This window comes from Candidatus Nitrosocosmicus sp. R (assembly GCF_054408505.1).
Genome location: NZ_CP167090.1, coordinates 2,872,977 through 2,889,029, shown reverse-complemented (window position 1 = coordinate 2,889,029; position 16,053 = coordinate 2,872,977). Strand labels below are relative to the sequence as shown.

General features: G+C 32.8%; 23 protein-coding genes. 15 read left to right on the top strand and 8 right to left on the bottom strand.

Annotated elements, in window-relative coordinates; translation table 11 throughout:
* Positions 1-34: 34 nt before the first annotated feature.
* Positions 35-772 (bottom strand): cysteine hydrolase family protein, encoded by a 738-nt coding sequence (locus AAGU22_RS14955; RefSeq protein WP_458719900.1) that lies wholly within the window; start codon positions 770-772, stop codon positions 35-37.
* A gap of 272 nt (positions 773-1,044) precedes the next feature.
* Here AAGU22_RS14955 and AAGU22_RS14950 point away from each other — a divergent pair, with 272 nt between their 5' ends.
* Positions 1,045-1,173, top strand: coding sequence for a hypothetical protein (locus tag AAGU22_RS14950; RefSeq protein WP_458719899.1), 129 nt, complete (start codon positions 1,045-1,047; stop codon positions 1,171-1,173).
* 40 nt (positions 1,174-1,213) lie between these two features.
* Here the strand turns inward: AAGU22_RS14950 and AAGU22_RS14945 are convergent, their stop codons facing one another.
* The 3 genes from AAGU22_RS14945 to AAGU22_RS14935 form a co-directional block, all read right to left on the bottom strand.
* Complete coding sequence (locus tag AAGU22_RS14945) at positions 1,214-1,507, bottom strand: DUF3734 domain-containing protein (protein ID WP_458719898.1); 294 nt, start codon at positions 1,505-1,507, stop codon at positions 1,214-1,216.
* Positions 1,508-1,680: 173 nt separating this feature from the next.
* Positions 1,681-2,247, bottom strand: a complete 567-nt coding sequence (locus tag AAGU22_RS14940; protein ID WP_458719897.1) for a patatin-like phospholipase family protein — start codon at positions 2,245-2,247, stop codon at positions 1,681-1,683.
* Positions 2,231-2,527: a hypothetical protein gene (locus AAGU22_RS14935; protein WP_458719896.1), complete on the bottom strand. Its 297-nt coding sequence runs from the start codon at positions 2,525-2,527 to the stop codon at positions 2,231-2,233. Before AAGU22_RS14935 ends, AAGU22_RS14940 begins: the two co-directional genes overlap by 17 nt.
* 294 nt (positions 2,528-2,821) lie before the next feature.
* On the opposite strand from AAGU22_RS14935, the gene AAGU22_RS14930 reads away from it, so the two are divergent.
* Complete coding sequence (locus AAGU22_RS14930; protein ID WP_458719895.1) at positions 2,822-3,049, top strand: hypothetical protein; 228 nt, start codon at positions 2,822-2,824, stop codon at positions 3,047-3,049.
* 248 nt (positions 3,050-3,297) lie between these two features.
* A complete protein-coding gene (locus AAGU22_RS14925) occupies positions 3,298-3,822 on the top strand; it encodes a hypothetical protein (RefSeq protein WP_458719894.1) in 525 nt (174 codons plus the stop codon).
* 124 nt (positions 3,823-3,946) lie between these two features.
* Here the strand turns inward: AAGU22_RS14925 and AAGU22_RS14920 are convergent, their stop codons facing one another.
* Entirely contained in the window at positions 3,947-4,402 is a 456-nt protein-coding gene (locus AAGU22_RS14920; RefSeq protein WP_458719893.1) for a universal stress protein, read from the bottom strand.
* 1,595 nt (positions 4,403-5,997) lie between these two features.
* On the opposite strand from AAGU22_RS14920, the gene AAGU22_RS14915 reads away from it, so the two are divergent.
* Positions 5,998-6,567, top strand: a complete 570-nt coding sequence (locus AAGU22_RS14915) for an HdeD family acid-resistance protein (protein ID WP_458719892.1) — start codon at positions 5,998-6,000, stop codon at positions 6,565-6,567.
* 603 nt (positions 6,568-7,170) lie between these two features.
* On the opposite strand, the gene AAGU22_RS14910 is transcribed toward AAGU22_RS14915, so the two are convergent.
* Positions 7,171-7,980: a CHRD domain-containing protein gene (locus tag AAGU22_RS14910; protein WP_458719891.1), complete on the bottom strand. Its 810-nt coding sequence runs from the start codon at positions 7,978-7,980 to the stop codon at positions 7,171-7,173.
* Positions 7,981-8,323: 343 nt separating this feature from the next.
* On the opposite strand from AAGU22_RS14910, the gene AAGU22_RS14905 reads away from it, so the two are divergent.
* From AAGU22_RS14905 to AAGU22_RS14895, 3 genes are all read left to right on the top strand, one after another.
* The gene (locus tag AAGU22_RS14905) at positions 8,324-8,899 is read left to right on the top strand and encodes a hypothetical protein (protein WP_458719890.1); all 576 of its coding nucleotides are present in this window, start codon (positions 8,324-8,326) and stop codon (positions 8,897-8,899) included.
* On the top strand, positions 8,856-9,167 hold the full coding sequence (locus tag AAGU22_RS14900) for an FUSC family protein (RefSeq protein ID WP_458719889.1): 312 nt from the start codon (positions 8,856-8,858) through the stop codon (positions 9,165-9,167). Before AAGU22_RS14905 ends, AAGU22_RS14900 begins: the two co-directional genes overlap by 44 nt.
* Before the next feature lie 644 nt (positions 9,168-9,811).
* Positions 9,812-10,171 (top strand): hypothetical protein, encoded by a 360-nt coding sequence (locus tag AAGU22_RS14895; RefSeq protein WP_458719888.1) that lies wholly within the window; start codon positions 9,812-9,814, stop codon positions 10,169-10,171.
* A gap of 547 nt (positions 10,172-10,718) precedes the next feature.
* On the opposite strand, the gene AAGU22_RS14890 is transcribed toward AAGU22_RS14895, so the two are convergent.
* Positions 10,719-11,150 (bottom strand): hypothetical protein, encoded by a 432-nt coding sequence (locus AAGU22_RS14890; protein ID WP_458719887.1) that lies wholly within the window; start codon positions 11,148-11,150, stop codon positions 10,719-10,721.
* Positions 11,151-11,406: 256 nt separating this feature from the next.
* Between AAGU22_RS14890 and AAGU22_RS14885 the strand changes: the two genes are divergently transcribed.
* The 5 genes from AAGU22_RS14885 to AAGU22_RS14865 all read left to right on the top strand — a co-directional run bounded on the left by AAGU22_RS14885 (position 11,407) and on the right by AAGU22_RS14865 (position 14,559).
* The gene (locus tag AAGU22_RS14885; protein WP_458719886.1) at positions 11,407-11,844 is read left to right on the top strand and encodes a hypothetical protein; all 438 of its coding nucleotides are present in this window, start codon (positions 11,407-11,409) and stop codon (positions 11,842-11,844) included.
* 363 nt (positions 11,845-12,207) lie between these two features.
* Entirely contained in the window at positions 12,208-12,468 is a 261-nt protein-coding gene (locus AAGU22_RS14880; protein WP_458719885.1) for a hypothetical protein, read from the top strand.
* Between the two features lie 83 nt (positions 12,469-12,551).
* Positions 12,552-12,737: a hypothetical protein gene (locus tag AAGU22_RS14875; RefSeq protein ID WP_458719884.1), complete on the top strand. Its 186-nt coding sequence runs from the start codon at positions 12,552-12,554 to the stop codon at positions 12,735-12,737.
* Positions 12,738-12,745: 8 nt separating this feature from the next.
* Positions 12,746-13,138, top strand: a complete 393-nt coding sequence (locus AAGU22_RS14870) for a hypothetical protein (RefSeq protein ID WP_458719883.1) — start codon at positions 12,746-12,748, stop codon at positions 13,136-13,138.
* A gap of 515 nt (positions 13,139-13,653) precedes the next feature.
* Positions 13,654-14,559, top strand: coding sequence for a ParB/RepB/Spo0J family partition protein (locus AAGU22_RS14865; protein WP_458719882.1), 906 nt, complete (start codon positions 13,654-13,656; stop codon positions 14,557-14,559).
* A 23-nt stretch (positions 14,560-14,582) separates the two neighbouring features.
* Here the strand turns inward: AAGU22_RS14865 and AAGU22_RS14860 are convergent, their stop codons facing one another.
* Entirely contained in the window at positions 14,583-15,122 is a 540-nt protein-coding gene (locus AAGU22_RS14860) for a histidine kinase (protein WP_458719881.1), read from the bottom strand.
* Positions 15,123-15,227: 105 nt separating this feature from the next.
* On the opposite strand from AAGU22_RS14860, the gene AAGU22_RS14855 reads away from it, so the two are divergent.
* From AAGU22_RS14855 to AAGU22_RS14845, 3 genes are read left to right on the top strand one after another with little or no spacing between them, the layout of a single operon-like run.
* Positions 15,228-15,596: a hypothetical protein gene (locus tag AAGU22_RS14855; protein ID WP_458719880.1), complete on the top strand. Its 369-nt coding sequence runs from the start codon at positions 15,228-15,230 to the stop codon at positions 15,594-15,596.
* Positions 15,539-15,790 (top strand): universal stress protein, encoded by a 252-nt coding sequence (locus AAGU22_RS14850; RefSeq protein ID WP_458721797.1) that lies wholly within the window; start codon positions 15,539-15,541, stop codon positions 15,788-15,790. The genes AAGU22_RS14855 and AAGU22_RS14850 overlap by 58 nt, the downstream gene beginning before the upstream one ends.
* Positions 15,769-15,981: a universal stress protein gene (locus tag AAGU22_RS14845; RefSeq protein WP_458719879.1), complete on the top strand. Its 213-nt coding sequence runs from the start codon at positions 15,769-15,771 to the stop codon at positions 15,979-15,981. Before AAGU22_RS14850 ends, AAGU22_RS14845 begins: the two co-directional genes overlap by 22 nt.
* Positions 15,982-16,053: the final 72 nt, after the last annotated feature.

The window sequence follows — 16,053 nt, the reverse complement described above, 5'->3', positions numbered from 1 at the left end:
GGAAATCTAAATCCTATTAAAATTACTTTGTGCATTAATTTTCTTCTTTTCTGATATCAAGTAAACTGAATTCTTTAAGAAATTTACCGTATGCATCTGATAATTGGCTACCGCTAATTTGACCAGATTTAATATTTTCCAGAGCGGATATCATTTTATAGAAACGCTCTACATCGACTACCAAACCGTAATAATCTCGTACCCTTTCTAGTGTTGTTTCATAGTGCTTAGGAATTCCAGAAGCAGTTGCGTCAGATACGATAATTACGTCATATCCACTATTGAATGCTTCTCGTAATGAAGTTTCAACGCATATAGAAGTATCTACTCCACAAAAGATCAATGTATTGATCCCTTCACTTTGAAGCCAAACCCTTAATTCTGTATCTTGAAATGCGCCATCTCTTCTCTTGATGACAATATGATCATTTTCTGTGGGCTTGATTTCGTCTATTGTTTGAGCGTCCCATGTGCCTCTTACAGTTATAGGAACTTTGAGTCGTTCCTCTCTTGCTAAAGGTAACAACCTGTGAACTCGAGTTAACAGATCAATACCACTTGATTCTCTAACAGCTTCTGTATAAAATATTGGTATACCCTTACTTCTACAAAAGGAAATTAGCTCCTTGGTTTTGGGGATAATCTTTTGATATTCCTGTGTATTCATTCCTAAAAGATCATAAGATCCTCCTTTGCTTACAAACCCGTTTTGCATATCAACAACTATGAGTCCTAGGTTGAAAGTTTGATTCCCAGCAGAGACTTGAAACATCCACATATTTATCTTTAGTAATTTAAAAACATGATCTTAACTATAGAGTAACAAGCCCCGATGTTAATTTGTTTCTAGTCTGTCTGATAATAAGATGATCTCTGAATATATTGATTACGGCTTGTACATGTTTTCTAGCTGACTGCACCTAGTTTGATGATGTTTGACATAATAGAATTACTCTTCGCAACTCCATCCGACAAGTCAACAAGTTGAGAGATCGTCATGAATACATAAATGATTGAAGATGAAATTTGGTGAATAGCTTAACTGTGGTAGTAAATCTTACAGTCACCTTAGAAGGAAGACCAGGGATTATTTGTAGTAACTATATAGGTTACTTTCCTAAAGAAGGTGATAAGCTGAATGTTCTTTTTGCAAAATCAAAACCTTCGACTTGAATGATTGAAAATTAGAAGCATTATTTCCAAATTGTACCTCTTACTTGCTTATATCGTCTTTATTCTTGTCCTGTTGATTTCTCTTAACATATTCAATCGAATCAAAATAACCTTGTTTCAATAATTCGTTTATTGTCTTAGAAGAGAAATCGTATGTTTTATTTGAAATTGTATCCTCATCATTCTTTCTTTCTATTCTGATTACATCTGTTATATTGAATCGGCCTTCCACAATATTTCTGTATGTTCTTATCTTAGAAAACATACCGTGAGGTCTTACTTTGCTATCCAAAATAGAATCTATTTTTTCTTTTTTTATCCTTGTTTCAATCAACAAATCTATAAACTGTTTAACTAAATCTACATAGTCTGAAATAAGTAATAGATATCCCTCCTCTGTAATGGATCTGTCTGAGAAAGTTATATCGTTGTTTCTATTTAATACCCCGTCATGATCAATGGGGATCTCCTCTTGTACAGACGGATGCAGATTTACTATATCTATCCCTAAGGAGGGATATTATTTACTATAACTCTCGTATAATACCAATAGTCTCTATGTTTCTGGATGGCGCTCATCAAAGGAGTATTATTCATCAAGCCGCCATCCCAGAATTTTCTCTGCTGAATTTTATACTCATTAGATTCTAATTTGTCAATCTTTGTTTCATTAGAGATTATCTGATTGCGTTGAGAAACATCATATTTTTGAACATTCAAATTCACATAATCAAAGTTAACTGGGAATGCTGCACTAGCAATGACATGATCGGACGTGATGCCCTCGTCATAATGGATAACATATTCAAATCCCGTTGTGCCATCATGCTTTCTTATTTGCCTACCATATTCAGAACATCTGGTGCCGTCCTTTCGTTTATAACTATCATAAACAGCCTGATAAGAGGTAGCGACATCAACCGATATTAATAAGAGCCTTGTTTGTCCGTCTTCCCATTTCGTCGCTATTGGAAACTTTGCAAATCGCTCCAAGCTTCGCTTTAAAGGCTTGATGTCAAATCTATACCATGTATTCTGGATATCAAAATACTTTGTGTCAGATTGTGGTGTCATGGGAGTGAACACGTTGGGTACGCCAAATAGCGAAAATTCCTTGGACGAGTAGTACCCTTCTGGCAGCTTCTCCTGACGCTACATGGCTATAAATTGAATGCCAAAAATCCCACCATTCTTCGAAAAAAGGATTTTTTTCGACCATCGATTCCTTAGAAAGATAGTGCCAAAAATCAATTAATTTTTCCGCTGAACCATCATATGAACTAGTCTCAATTACATGACTTGTTAGTATGGTTGCATTAATCGCACCTATCGAGGAACCAGCGATTATGTCCAATGTAGATTTGTTGTAAATTGACTTACTGTTATCTTTTTTTTAACAGCTCATAAATCCCTTTGTACGCTCCTGCTCCGGAAGCTCCAAGCGACCCACCACCTTGAAAGACCAAAATGCGCTCCGACTCAGGGATACTTCTGACCATAAAATTTATCCAAGTGTCAAGAATTTAACCTTAATGGTTTATACTCTTGCTTAAGAAATGTTCTATTACACATATTATAAAATATTTTTTTCGTACAACTATTAAATAAATGCTTAAATAATTCGTCAATGACTATACGTTGAATTAATATGGCAGATTCGATACAAGATTGGGAAAGTATTATACATAAAAATGTGAGATCAAAAGACTTTGAAGATGCAGGGAATGTAGATGCTGTAAATGACGATTCAGTAATAATTACGTCTCAGGGAGATCGCAAGGAGTATAGTTTACCAAAAGATAAAGTCGAGGGATACAATGGCGCTGAAGTATTTTTAAAAATTAGTTTAAGCGAACTACAGTCATACAAAGTCTAAAACAAAACCAATTTTTTTATGATTTAGAATTTATACAAGAACCCGACAACTGCAGTTTACCTAAAAGTAAAATCAAATGTTATTCTGCTTGAACCAAGCTCTGGATTTCACATTTTTAATATCATACAATATAAGAAGTATTAGAAATCAATAGAGCATTTGCCTCATTTTCATATCAAAAAATCTTTAGAAATAATGCTTATACTATTTTATCAACATAAAAATATCAACTCACACTTTGTATTATTATGTTTGGAAGGGGAAATAGAGACAATCCACTGTGGAAATTAGAATACATTGATACAGTGTACAAAATATACGATTGGGATAAAAATTTGACAGGTTATTTTTTTCCAAATTATGACATTGATGTAGACAATTATAAGGATAAGGATGAGTCACAAGACGCTCATGAAGTTGAAGATAAAATCATAGAACAAATGAATAAAGAAAAACAATCAGTGAAAGGTGGCAATGTCATGCTCCCTATGGTTAAGCTTCAATTACTTGATAATGAAGAGGGAATTGATTTGGATTATGTGATAAACTCATTAGAACAAAATGCTCAAAGAACAAGAAAATGGAAGCAATGGATACATGACAATCATATTGAATTCAAGATATTTGGAAGTTCAATTTACACTGCTAGAGAAGATAGGAATATGTTGTCTATAGTTTTGGGTCTCGGTTCCAACATAATTTTAGGGGAAAAAGAGATTGGCATTAATTTGAGACCATTATTAGATAAATTACATCAAGATGATTTGATTTGATTTGATAAGTAAATCCTTCATATGTGTCGTTCTCAATAAAATATTTTGATCTTAATATCTATAGATACTATTAATCTAGATTATACTATTGCCTGTATAATTCCTATAAAAGGTAAAATAGATTTTATTTAACCACTAAAACAGGACAATAAGAATAAGTAACAACATCAGAAGCTACACTACCAAGTAACATTTTTTTAAGACCCGAGTTTCCCCTAGTACCAATTACTATCAAGTCGACGTCTCTCTCTTCTGCATAATTTAGAATTGAAGCTGGAGTTGAAAATGGGGTGGTAATTACTTCTGATTTGACTTTAGTACTGGTATCTATGGTGGTTTCTTTGTTTATGTGATTTATTATTTCTTCAAACCACTTTTCAGCTTCCTTCTTATATTCATCAAAATATGATGGAGATACCATACCAAATACTCCTGATGCGTCACCATGATGAACTTTGGAAGGAACAATCGCTAAAAGAAATAATTCCGATCCATCTTTTACAGCAAGATCTAAAGCATAATTAACAGCGTTTCTAGAATATTCCGATCCATCTATACCAACTAAAATTTTAGAAAACATGTTATTCTGCTAATTAGTATGCTTCTTATTATAAAAAGCATTGTGTCTCGAAATTGGTTCTGTTGAGTAAGTAAAGTATTGATATTACTGTTTTAATAACACAATAAGTCGGCCTTATTTCGCGTATTTGTATTAGTTAATTATTCTTTTACAGAGTGATTGACATAGTCTAATTGTTTCATTACATCCAAAAAGCGTTCCATTGAGGTCCTGATATCACTAAATATAATAGAAATAGACAATAGATGGTCCTAAAACCCTCAGACAAGAGATTTAGTATTCCGTAATTATTATAGCTTAATTCGATTAATCATAAACACTAAACCGAATCAAACACGTTCTTTCATTTGATATTTATTTGGTCCCATGGTCGAGATACATAAATATTAGTAATAGAAAGCCAGTATGTGTATCTAATCAATAATATTATCCAGGTAATTTCTTCTTTTTAACTATACATTTTAGAAAAACTTTGTGTATTTTCTTATCAAATGATTCTAGCTGACAATTCATGTCTTGATGTTTCCTTGACTTAAAATACCAAATCTTAAAAGATCGTGTTATTATACTGTCGACTTATTTAACTTGCCTCCTTGTGGATAAAATCTGAAAAGTATCCTCTATGCTCTTTCGCATCCGCTATCTCATTAATCTGAATTACCTTCTAGGTATTCGATCCTTATCTCTTGTATTAAACTTTATTTATTTTACAAAGGAGAAAACGATGAATTGTTGATGAATATAATATACATCATAAATTATTCTTAAATGGTACTTTATAATAGTATCAATTGTATAAACAGGCTAAGCAATCATATTCTACGTATCATTTTTACTTATTTGAAATCTAGATTATGACATTGAAAATTTGAAATTGTGTTGTTTATTTCTATGAACCAAATTAATTAGACCTATAGATTTACTACTGGAATAATTCGTCCAACCTGATTGACTGGTGTTATGAACAATTTGCTGTTGCATACCTTCTATTTGATTACTTTTGCTGTGATTATCTTGTTGTTTTTATCACTAAACTGAAATGGATAATAGAAATCACATTCCTTTTGCTCTTTAAATAACTCCATTTGTAGTACATTAATCGATCACTTTCATTATTTTGATACCTGTTCTGTATCTTTGTTTAGAATGCTAATTCTATCAATACTGTATATTTTATTATGCCATTACAATCTGTTAATTTTTTTAAAAGGTATGACTAGGATTTTGGTCCGTTTTCTGTAATCTTGGTTATGATTCTTCTTGACTTTCATAGACTATTATAGACAAAACGGACTATAGAAACAACCTATCCAGAAAATAGGTGAATTTAAATCCATAAGAATCTATCACTATTTTTTATTACCCATTTCTAATCCTAAATATCGAGATCCATAAAGGACCACGAAAAAAGAATTTTATTATTGACAATTGATCCATATTATGAATAAAATTAAATGGCAGTAGTACAATGATTATTAATTTACTATCTAACTGAATAGATCGGCACCATATATTGCAGATAAACAATATAAAAGAACATTAACATTGTTACTTGTTATTTAACCCTTATATAAGCAGACATTATTCAATAGTGTATGACGTTATCTGAAACAAAGTCTCCAGGATGGATGCGTGCAGTACAGATTGTTTTAGGAATAATAGCTGTTGTCGGATCAATGATAGCTCTATTTTTCCCTGCAATCACAACTTTCACTGTTGTTTATATACTTGGCATAGTTTTGATATTTGTAGGAATTGAAAGAATTTTAATCGGAATTTTCAGTCCAGCTCCGGGATCATCTAGGTGGGGTACAATTGGTCTTGGGATTATTGTCCTTATAGTTGCAGGCATTGTTGTGGCATATCCTCTAGGCTCTACTGTATTCTTGCTGTTTGTACTTGCTATTGCACTGTTCTGTGACGGTATAGCTAGAATAGTTCATAGCTTGGCTGGCAGATCCATGCACGGAGGATCAAGAGTATTCGGTATCATAGCAGGTATATTCAGCATCATAATAGCCATACTAATAATGGTGTCTCCAATATGGGGTGCTGTTATAGCAGGTATATTGATATCTATCGCAATACTGATAGTCGGTATCCAAATCATTGTCGCTGGTGTCACTGGTTCGAGGCTGTCATTACCAAAACCAACAAAAGGCTAGTATTGCCAAAAAGACAAAATTAGAAGTGATTTAGTGGGTGTGAACTCACTTAATCACCTTTAATTTCAATTTAATTTCTTTTATTCGAAATTAATGAACAAATAACCTGTTTCATTTTATTTATCATACATTCACTTAAAGCCAACCAAATTTGAAATAATATTTAGAATTAGTTTGTTTTACTAGTATATCATGTGTATTTATTTTCCATTAAATGATGGGATTCTGACCATTAATTATTCCAAAAAAAAAAACAAAAACATTTCCTAAGACTAGCTTCAAACGATTCTTGAATGTTTCAAATCTTTTTTTATCAGGATAAACTAATATTAAACTTTGCAACATTAATACATTCTTTCAAATCTGGTTCTAAAGAATGAAAACCACAACCCTTTTTCTTTAGTGAGTAGAACCGTTTGTTGAGTCATGTCCTCATAAATATGGGATTTAGTCTGTATCATGGAAGAATAAAATCAATATCAAATCAAGATCTTAATAAAAAATAATCATAGAAATTTATATCGATATTATTTGCAAAAGAGCTGCATTATGTACTGATATTCTCAAATTGCAAATAATCAAAAAAAATGCTTGGAGTTTATCTCACTTTACTGGTACTAGTTTTCCTGCAATTTCACCAAGTGGGAAATCAACTGTCTTTATTGCAAGATATATCTCTCCATCAAGAATTTTTTTGACCAAATCTGACATCGGTTTTCCTTTAAGTCCGTCCACGAAATTAGCAGATGTGAAATTCCCATCAGCAGTTCCAGAACCTGTGGTAATTAATCCCGAAGTTGGTGCATAATAAAGCGGAACCAAGTCTGTAGTACGGCCACCTGTACTCTGTAATATAACAGCTTGAGTAATGTTCCCGAGTCCGTTCCCGGTAATTACAAAGTACATCGTAGTTGAGCCGTCTCCAAGAGTAAAGGTTGCATTACCTGTTGCAGCAGAATTCGAAACCATAACTGGATTTGTGAAATTTGCATAGAAATCTGGGTTGCTATCCGTTTCATTAGATGGAGCAACTGCCGTTTCATTAGATGGAGCAACTGCCGTTTCATTAGATGGAGCAACTGCCGTTTCATTAGATGGAGCAACTGCCGTTTCATTAGATGGAGCAACTGCCGTTTCATTAGATGGAGCAACTGCCGTTTCATTAGATGGAGCAACTGCCGTTTCATTAGATGGAGCAACTGCCGTTTCATTAGATGGAGCAACTGCCGTTTCATTAGATGGAGCAACTGCCGTTTCATTAGATGGAGCAACTGCCGTTTCATTAGATGGAGCAACTGCCGTTTCATTAGATTGAGCAACTGCATTGAAGTTGGTGGTGGTCGACATTGTAAATAATGAAAAAGTTGCAAACACTCCAACAACAGTCAACAAAAAGATGGTATTAATTTTCATTGAAGTATTAAAATCAGTATTGTATATTAACTTTAACGTAGTAAATTGTTATAGATCTATATTTTTTTCCTAGTAAATAGAAATGAAATTAAACAAAAATGCTTTATGATGATTAAATTATGTGATTAAAGTTGGATAGTATGATAATTAAAAAGTCGTCATTGATAGTTTATGATTGGAAAATCCTACAAAAACATGATCTAAAGACCTTGTTAAATATTGATTTCATGTTTGGGATTAATCGTTGAGATGATAAACCAAGACGTCTATTGTAAATCGCATTAAACATAAGTTATAGCAAGCAATCTATAATAAATATAATTTTTAGAAAGAAGCAGCGGCAATGAAAAGTAACAATCTCGTATGGAGTTGGCGTAATGCTCGTTTTACCGCTGTGATCGCGGCTATACCTGTAATAATTATCGCCACCGGTCATGTCGAAGCGGGATTGTCGTTGCTTCTTGGGGCATTACCTGCTTCAATTATGGGTCTACCTCCAACACGTAAACAGCGTCGAAAGATAATTGTTGTTGGAATACTGATAGGCGTATTCTTAATGTTGGATTCATTTATGGCACAATGGGCCATAGTTGCAATCCCGGGTATGTTCTTGCTATCATTTGGTGCAGCACTACTTTTATCTAGAAGATCATTCGGTACCGTAGCATTAACAATCTGTTTGCCACTTGCAGGCGTTGGACTCAGTTATCAAGGACTTGCTAATTCAATTCCACTAGCGTTGCTCTATATCATAGGCTCTGTTGTTGCCTATGGATGGTCCTTATGTTTTAGAGAGCACAAACCACAACAACCTCCTGAGATACCCATTAATGAGTCGCGTACAGTCGAGAAATTATGGCTTACGACTGGGCTTGATGGCTGCTACAGCAACTACTATAGGCTTTGCATTAGGATTTGATCATATTGGTTGGCTAGTTGGAGCCGCATTGTTTGTGATGCGCCCACGCAAAGATATCCAGAAATTGCGGAGCGTAGGGCGTGCAATTTCAGTGTTTGTGGGCGCTCTGATAGCCTCTTGGCTCTTGAGTCAAAGTCTACCACCAATTGCTATCGCATCCCTTTGTGCAGTTTCATTAATTACAGCATCAGCTACAATTTCAATTCGTTGGTATATCTCACCTGCATTTACAACCTTTTTGGTTTTTTGGTCAGTGTTGTACGGGTGATCCGACATCTACTAATATTGAATATCACTTTGATGAAAGAGTGTTAGGAACATTGTTAGGTGTTAGTTTGGCTTACTTGTTTGGTATTTTGATACCAAACATAGCATCTCGTCTAAGACAAGTATGAAAACAATGTGACTTGTCATAGGCTTGTCGATAACAATATGTAAAAAGAAATTCATAAAATTCTATTTGTTAGTGGATTTTGATACAACAAATTATATCCTTTTATTCTAAATATGTCAAGAAATATTTTATTAGCAAGGCAAAAGTATGAAATAATGAAAACTTTTCCTTAAGATTCAACAGGAACTAGTAACAATATTTCACTTAACTTCAGCTATTGTGCAAAAAGATCTACTAATTCAATTTCAAATTTTTGAAAACCTAATGATACAGCTTATTATGATTATAATGTTCGTAACATGATATTGACAGGACAATAAAAGGATTCCTTACAACTGACAGGCTAAGGTCATTCAGTGATTCAGTGTTTTTTATCTTGCCACTATAGCAACTTCCGAACCAGGGTTTTTTTTGATTCAGATGTATTTTTCCATGCTCTTGTAGCATACATATGCGGCTTTATAGTTGTATTTTTTTACTGGTCAAGATTTACTCTACTTTTAGACTATACAGAGAACTTGGAAGATGTCACCATTTTCATTTCTCTAATATTTTTGGTAACGATAACTCTTACTCCTGTTTCTCTAATAGGGCTCTTGCAATTAGGAAATGAAAATGCATTGATTTTTTCTTGTATTGTTCAAATTTTGGCTGGACTACTTTTAATTACATTGGTGAGTATTATTAAAACACGCAAGACTTTAGGTCATAAAGCCCGATATTTCTTGATTCAGGTTAGTGTGATCCCTATCGTATACACTACAACTCTGATCGTATCTTTTCTATCTCATGATATTGCTGTTATGATTCCAATTTCTATTTCACCAGTATTTCTAATATTGAGAATAAGCTACCAAAAGCGTCTTAAGAATGCATAATCAAATTCTTTCCATCAATTAATAATATTAGAGTAATGAATAAGCCCAAATCCGATCATTTAGGACAATTGATTGATCAAGTCTTTCCTCAAGTTTAAAATAAAATAAAATAAAAAACCATATGTCTACATGATAGACAATGACACGATCAATAAGAAAAGCGTCAATTTATCCGATTATAAATAGCTAAGAACCTTTATTTTTTTGACTAATGATCAATACCTGGAATGTCTAAAAAAATTGATTTATAACGATGGTAGTAATACTACTAGTAACGACATATTCTGTCGAAGATTTTCTGTTTTCCTAGTTATATGAAAGAATTCAAAGTATTTTTCATTGATCTATTCTCAAATATCGAGTCCAAAAAATCCATTACATGTTTATAAAAATATTGGCAAGTTTTAAAAAGTAAATAGTTTATTATCATCTACTTAGTATTAACACTATATTCTAGAACTACTATTTACTTAATTAAACAAACGAGTACTTTATTATAATAAAATATAATATACTCAAATATTTTTTAAAAAGAGGGTTTTGGAGACTAATTTGTTGAGTTACCTTTTATCTCTTCAAACTTTTGAACGAGCTTGGATAAATCTCCACCATATTTATCCTTCATCCCTTCAGTTGTATTTGTAATCCCTGCTTCGCTTAAAGCTTTGTTAAATGCATTAGATACTTCTTCAAGTATTTTAGTTGAATTTAATTTTTGTAAAGCTTCGGATATACTACTGCTATTAGGTAAAGTTAGAGACGTTGTATTGATCTTATTCTGTTCGACAAACTCTCTAAATTTTGTCTGTATTTGGTCAAGCTTTCCATTAAATTCTTGAATAACAGTGGAATTATCAACTTGTGCTACTGCTTTATTTTGATATAACATATCACCATTGCCTAGCATTATGGATACTGTTAAAATGGCAATACTAAAAGCGATTCCTGCTTTTTTTGTATTACGACTGTATGATTTCATAACTCCTCTTACAAGAACAAGTATAAATGTCTTAATTCTAGTATATATTCACAAGAAAAAACCATATCAAATTATGCCAATACCTTTTATTATTTTGATATCATGTTGAGTATAGTTTGTTGTTGTATAATATGAATGTAAAATGATAGTTACTACTAATACGATTAATACTCTTTTTGTCTTCTAAATTAGAAAAATAGATAAGTTTGAAACACCCTTCAATCTTTATATACAAGAACCATTTATTAGTCGGTAGATGTTTTCGCTAAGAATATCCATATTATATATGTCTATAGCATTGTTAATTGGCGTAGTCTATGTAACAAACGGCTACGCTTTAACCACTGATCAATCCGGAATAATAGTTGGGCGTCAAGCTGATGTATTCGGGTTGGTAGATATCCAATCCGATGGTCACTCACTAGACATAGAAGGAGTGGTGAACTACGATCCCCCAGAAGGTAAAGTTTTTGAAGTATGGCTTTATGACGGAAACTACGGTGCATCTCAATATCCGTTGACTGTTGGCATGGTGAAGGAGGATGGAACTTTTGGTTTAGAATCTACACAAGTTTATCCATACACATATACTGATCTGTTTGTTACTATGGAACCAAAAGATGATAAGGATCCAAAACCAGCATATTCAGACCAGGTTGGTGTCTATCCACTAACCCCGCCGTTTGAGCAATGAATTTCAATATAATTTGATCGATCAAATTATATTTGAATAATCTGAAACAATTTTTAGATTTCTGTTTTTAGTAGCAGTAAGATCTTATCACATTGAAAATATAATAACAAGTGATGGATTTAAGATCTCAGATGAACCTTAATCCTTGTTCTTTAAGTATTAGAGCTAAACACTCAAATTCAGGAGATGGGGTTTGAAATTCAAAAAAGGGAAAAAGTCTTCATTATTATACATATTTCTTGTATTTATTCCAATTGCTATTGTTTTGCGATAAATTAATGCCGGATACTATGATCCATTTATTGTTTCTGCGATAGCATTAATTCCACTCTCAAAGATGATTGGTGATTCTACTGAAATCCTTTGTATTACGGGATAACAATTGGTTCCTTATTAATGGTAACTCTTGAAAATCCTACTGAGATTATTGTTGGAATAGTGTCTATCAACGAGGGCCTTTTTGATTTCTTCAAAGGTACGATGATAGGTGGTATACTTGCCAACATCCTGCTCATTCCTGGTTTAAGCAGTGCGATAAGTGCTTTTAGGTTTAGAGAACAGCGATTTGATAAGGAAGGGGTAGGGTTACAATCGACTCTGTTATTGTTCTCCGTCGTAGACTAACTATACCAACTGTTATCTCGGTTTCTTACTTGTTACTAACAAATAGTGAAAACCCATTGAACTTGTAGCTGGCTAGCGACGTAGTGGCTTTTTTACTTGGAATTTATATTGCTAGCATTATATTTACTTTGAAATTACAAAAACCAGTTCTATCTTCTACTAGTAAAGAAGAAAAAGATAGTGAGCAAGAAAATAGTAAAAAGCAAAGATGGAGTAAAAAAAGAATCCTTATTGTATCTTTTGTTTGTTGTAACACGAATAGCAATTAAGTGGAATAATGGTTGATTCTGTGGAAGCAGTGGGGCAAAAATTAGGATTAACTGAATTATACATAGGTGCGGTAACAGTAGGTATAATGGGAAACGCCGCCGAACATTCAAGTGCAATCGCTTTCACACTAAAGGGAAAAATGAATCTAGCTCTAAATATAGGAATCGGTTCGGGAACTCAACTTGCCTTGTTTGTAGTGCTACTTTTAGTTATAATTGGGATTATATCGGGTCATCGTTTTACTCTAGATTTTACTTTATTTGAGCTCATCAGCATATTATTAGGAATAATGATAATAGGTTACATATCTCGTGATGGAATCATTAATTGGTTAGAAGGAGTTACGGTGACAGTCGTATATGTTATCATTGCTGTAGGTTTCTTCTTCCTGCATGCCTAGTTGGAACTGACTATCCTACAGTACATTATGATGTTAGGATTGTGCAAAAAGGTGGATTGATGCATCATGAGTTTTATTTATCTAATTTATTCATCCGTCACACAAAGAGACCTTTTCTGCATCATTGCATGTAGATTTTATGGTCTTTGACTTTTATTAAAAGAAACAGAATACATGTTCCCACGGGAATATGCGAAATTGTAATGTCCTTTTTGAATTCTTTTAAGAAAGAGGAAATATAAGATATCGAGAATCAAACTAAATGTTTGATTGTTTTAGTTATAAAGGAAACATTCATCTTTTTCATATCGAATTGGACTTTGCAAAGACATTTCTAAAATAATCAAAACACTATTTATCGAAGGTTTAATTAATATACTAACATAAATGTGATATAAAGATAGTTTATAGCATGAATTATTAAATTATGATATTTACAATTTTATTTAAATTTTGTATAAGATTTCAATAGATGAGATGAAAACGTATAAGTATTAGACTATTTTATTTAATTTATGCATGCATTCGATACCAGTATAGTGGAACATATAGAGATAAAAATGATTCGCCCATCACAGTTTTCAATTAGAGATAAATTTAATGATTATCAAGAAGTAGAATCACTCGTTTCGAGTATCAAAGAGCATGGGTTACTACAACCCATTTTGATACGTCCATATCAAAATAACTTTGAAATAGTTGCTGGTCATAGACGCTTTTATGCAAGCAAATCCCTTAGGTGGCGTCATATTCCATGCAAAATAAGGGAAATGAATGACAAACAAGCATTTGAAATTCAATTAACGGAAAACATTCAGAGAAAATCGATGAGTGCACTTGAGGAAGCAGAGGCTTTTAGGAAATATGTCCAAGACCTGGGTTGGGGAGGTGTTACAGAACTGGCTAAAAAAATAGGTAAAAGTGAGGAGTATGTTTCACACAGGATTCAACTTTTAAAACTTCCACAGGATGTCAAAGAAAAAATAATGCTAAACAAATTGAGTGTAAGCCAAGCCTTGGAATTAACTACTTTTTCACCAAATGATATTATTCATTTTACAGATCATATTATAGAAAATGAATTAACTATTCGACAAATTAGAGAAGTAAAAGCTGTATTTTCCAAACAAGGTATTTCAGGTGACGACTTGGAATTAATTGCAAACGAAAATATTAATTTTAAGAATATAAAAACACTCAAAATAACAAAGAAAACTTCCCTTGCATTAAAAATTACTCTTGCTAGGCTAGATAGCATAATAGAGGAAGTTCAGCTAAATTTTGAACCAAATCAAAGTACAGATATCTTAAGCTTTTTGATGGACTTGCGTCTTAAAATTCACTCGTTAATCGATGATACAATTAGATTTAAAAACTTGAAAATAGCTAAACCTGCAAGATATCTAAATAATCCGAAATAATTATTTGAATCTTCTATCTTCTATTACCTTCCAAGAAATGGAGGCATCCATTCATTCAAGAATTTTTTATATTCTTTATCTGTATAGGTAAAAGCGTTAAATGTAGGTTCCTTTATTGGAGAAAAATCATATACTTCGTAAGTTTGGATTATATCTCCAAACAAGTTTCTATAAATATCGCTCTCCTCGTCAGCAACTTCGGGCGATGAAAATACTTGAATTGTGATCCAGTCATATCCACCTCTTGTTTTTCCTGAAAATAAGACAAACGGGGCGTCCTGAAGGTACTTCTTTAATCCTTCGATTCGGCTTGCCAGGTGCTGTGAGGGCCTAAAAGTTACCAAAACTACTCTAATTATTCTATGTCGTACTTTTTTGGTGTCAATAGAAATTGTATATCTTGAAATTATTTTTTCATCTTCAAGTGTTTTTATGCGAGAATCTATCTGCTCCAAACTTAAATTATGTCCATAATTCCTTAAAAAATCCCAAATTTCATTCAAATCCTGTTTGGCATCCCTACTCAAAGCAGAAAGAATTAACTCGTCTATGGAATCTGTCATTGATTTAATATTACAAAATAACTGATCTAATTATTTATAGTTTAGAACTTTAATTTCAACATTACGAAACAGCGGATCGTAGTTGTAGAGGAGAGAATCAGATCTTTGATAAAAGAAGACAATGATGAAGCGTTATTAAAGAAGAGAACTATATTTGGGTACAAATACGGAATCTTTTTTACACTCATTTTGGTTGTGATCTGGCCATTACCATTGTTTTTCTCTGGGTATGTATTTTCCTACGAGTTTTTCTTGTTTTGGATATTACTAAGTATTGTCTGGACGATCTCTGCAGCTTGTTTTCTTATAGTAAAACCGATTATTGAATCAAAACGAGAAATTTCAATTGTTTTATCAAATCTTCTATTTATTATCAGATCAAAGTTTCAAATTAGAAATTATGACCATGGTTTTCTATACCCAAAAACAATCCCTCTGAAAACCCTATTAATACAAGTTTTAAGCGAATTCTAGTCGCTGTTGATGGTTCCACATGTTCAATAAGAGCATTAGATTATGCTAGTCATGCTTTCCAAGCTGACTCTATAATTTATGTGGTACATATAATTGAATGGCCTGATGACTACGAACAAAATACTGAGTACGTTACTGAGCTAATTAAAAGAGTCGAGAAAGAGGACGACAAATGTTATCTAGTATCCTTATAAAGAATTCTAAAAGATGTGAAAGAGTTGTGAAAATAGGGGATCCTAATAACAAAATTATTAAAACTGCTAATGACTTAAATGTAGACTTCATAGTTCTTGGAACAATAGGGTTAGGAAATTCTGATGATCTTGGGCATGTAACAAGGAAAATTCTTTCTGAATCAAACAAACCCGTATTATTGCTAAACTAAATTATGAGATTAATGGGTTTTACTTGATTAATAAACTGATATTTAATACAAATCGTTAAACTATAGCTGTAC

Coding starts and splice junctions, on each gene's coding strand:
- AAGU22_RS14955 (WP_458719900.1), bottom strand. CDS start 772: ATGTTTCAAGTCTCTGCTGGGAATCAAACTTTCAACCTAGGACTCATA.
- AAGU22_RS14940 (WP_458719897.1), bottom strand. CDS start 2,247: ATGACACCACAATCTGACACAAAGTATTTTGATATCCAGAATACATGG.
- AAGU22_RS14930 (WP_458719895.1), top strand. CDS start 2,822: ATGGCAGATTCGATACAAGATTGGGAAAGTATTATACATAAAAATGTG.
- AAGU22_RS14925 (WP_458719894.1), top strand. CDS start 3,298: ATGTTTGGAAGGGGAAATAGAGACAATCCACTGTGGAAATTAGAATAC.
- AAGU22_RS14920 (WP_458719893.1), bottom strand. CDS start 4,402: ATGTTTTCTAAAATTTTAGTTGGTATAGATGGATCGGAATATTCTAGA.
- AAGU22_RS14915 (WP_458719892.1), top strand. CDS start 5,998: ATGACGTTATCTGAAACAAAGTCTCCAGGATGGATGCGTGCAGTACAG.
- AAGU22_RS14910 (WP_458719891.1), bottom strand. CDS start 7,980: ATGAAAATTAATACCATCTTTTTGTTGACTGTTGTTGGAGTGTTTGCA.
- AAGU22_RS14905 (WP_458719890.1), top strand. CDS start 8,324: ATGAAAAGTAACAATCTCGTATGGAGTTGGCGTAATGCTCGTTTTACC.
- AAGU22_RS14900 (WP_458719889.1), top strand. CDS start 8,856: ATGGCTGCTACAGCAACTACTATAGGCTTTGCATTAGGATTTGATCAT.
- AAGU22_RS14890 (WP_458719887.1), bottom strand. CDS start 11,150: ATGAAATCATACAGTCGTAATACAAAAAAAGCAGGAATCGCTTTTAGT.
- AAGU22_RS14885 (WP_458719886.1), top strand. CDS start 11,407: ATGTTTTCGCTAAGAATATCCATATTATATATGTCTATAGCATTGTTA.
- AAGU22_RS14870 (WP_458719883.1), top strand. CDS start 12,746: ATGGTTGATTCTGTGGAAGCAGTGGGGCAAAAATTAGGATTAACTGAA.
- AAGU22_RS14865 (WP_458719882.1), top strand. CDS start 13,654: ATGCATGCATTCGATACCAGTATAGTGGAACATATAGAGATAAAAATG.
- AAGU22_RS14860 (WP_458719881.1), bottom strand. CDS start 15,122: ATGACAGATTCCATAGACGAGTTAATTCTTTCTGCTTTGAGTAGGGAT.
- AAGU22_RS14845 (WP_458719879.1), top strand. CDS start 15,769: ATGTTATCTAGTATCCTTATAAAGAATTCTAAAAGATGTGAAAGAGTT.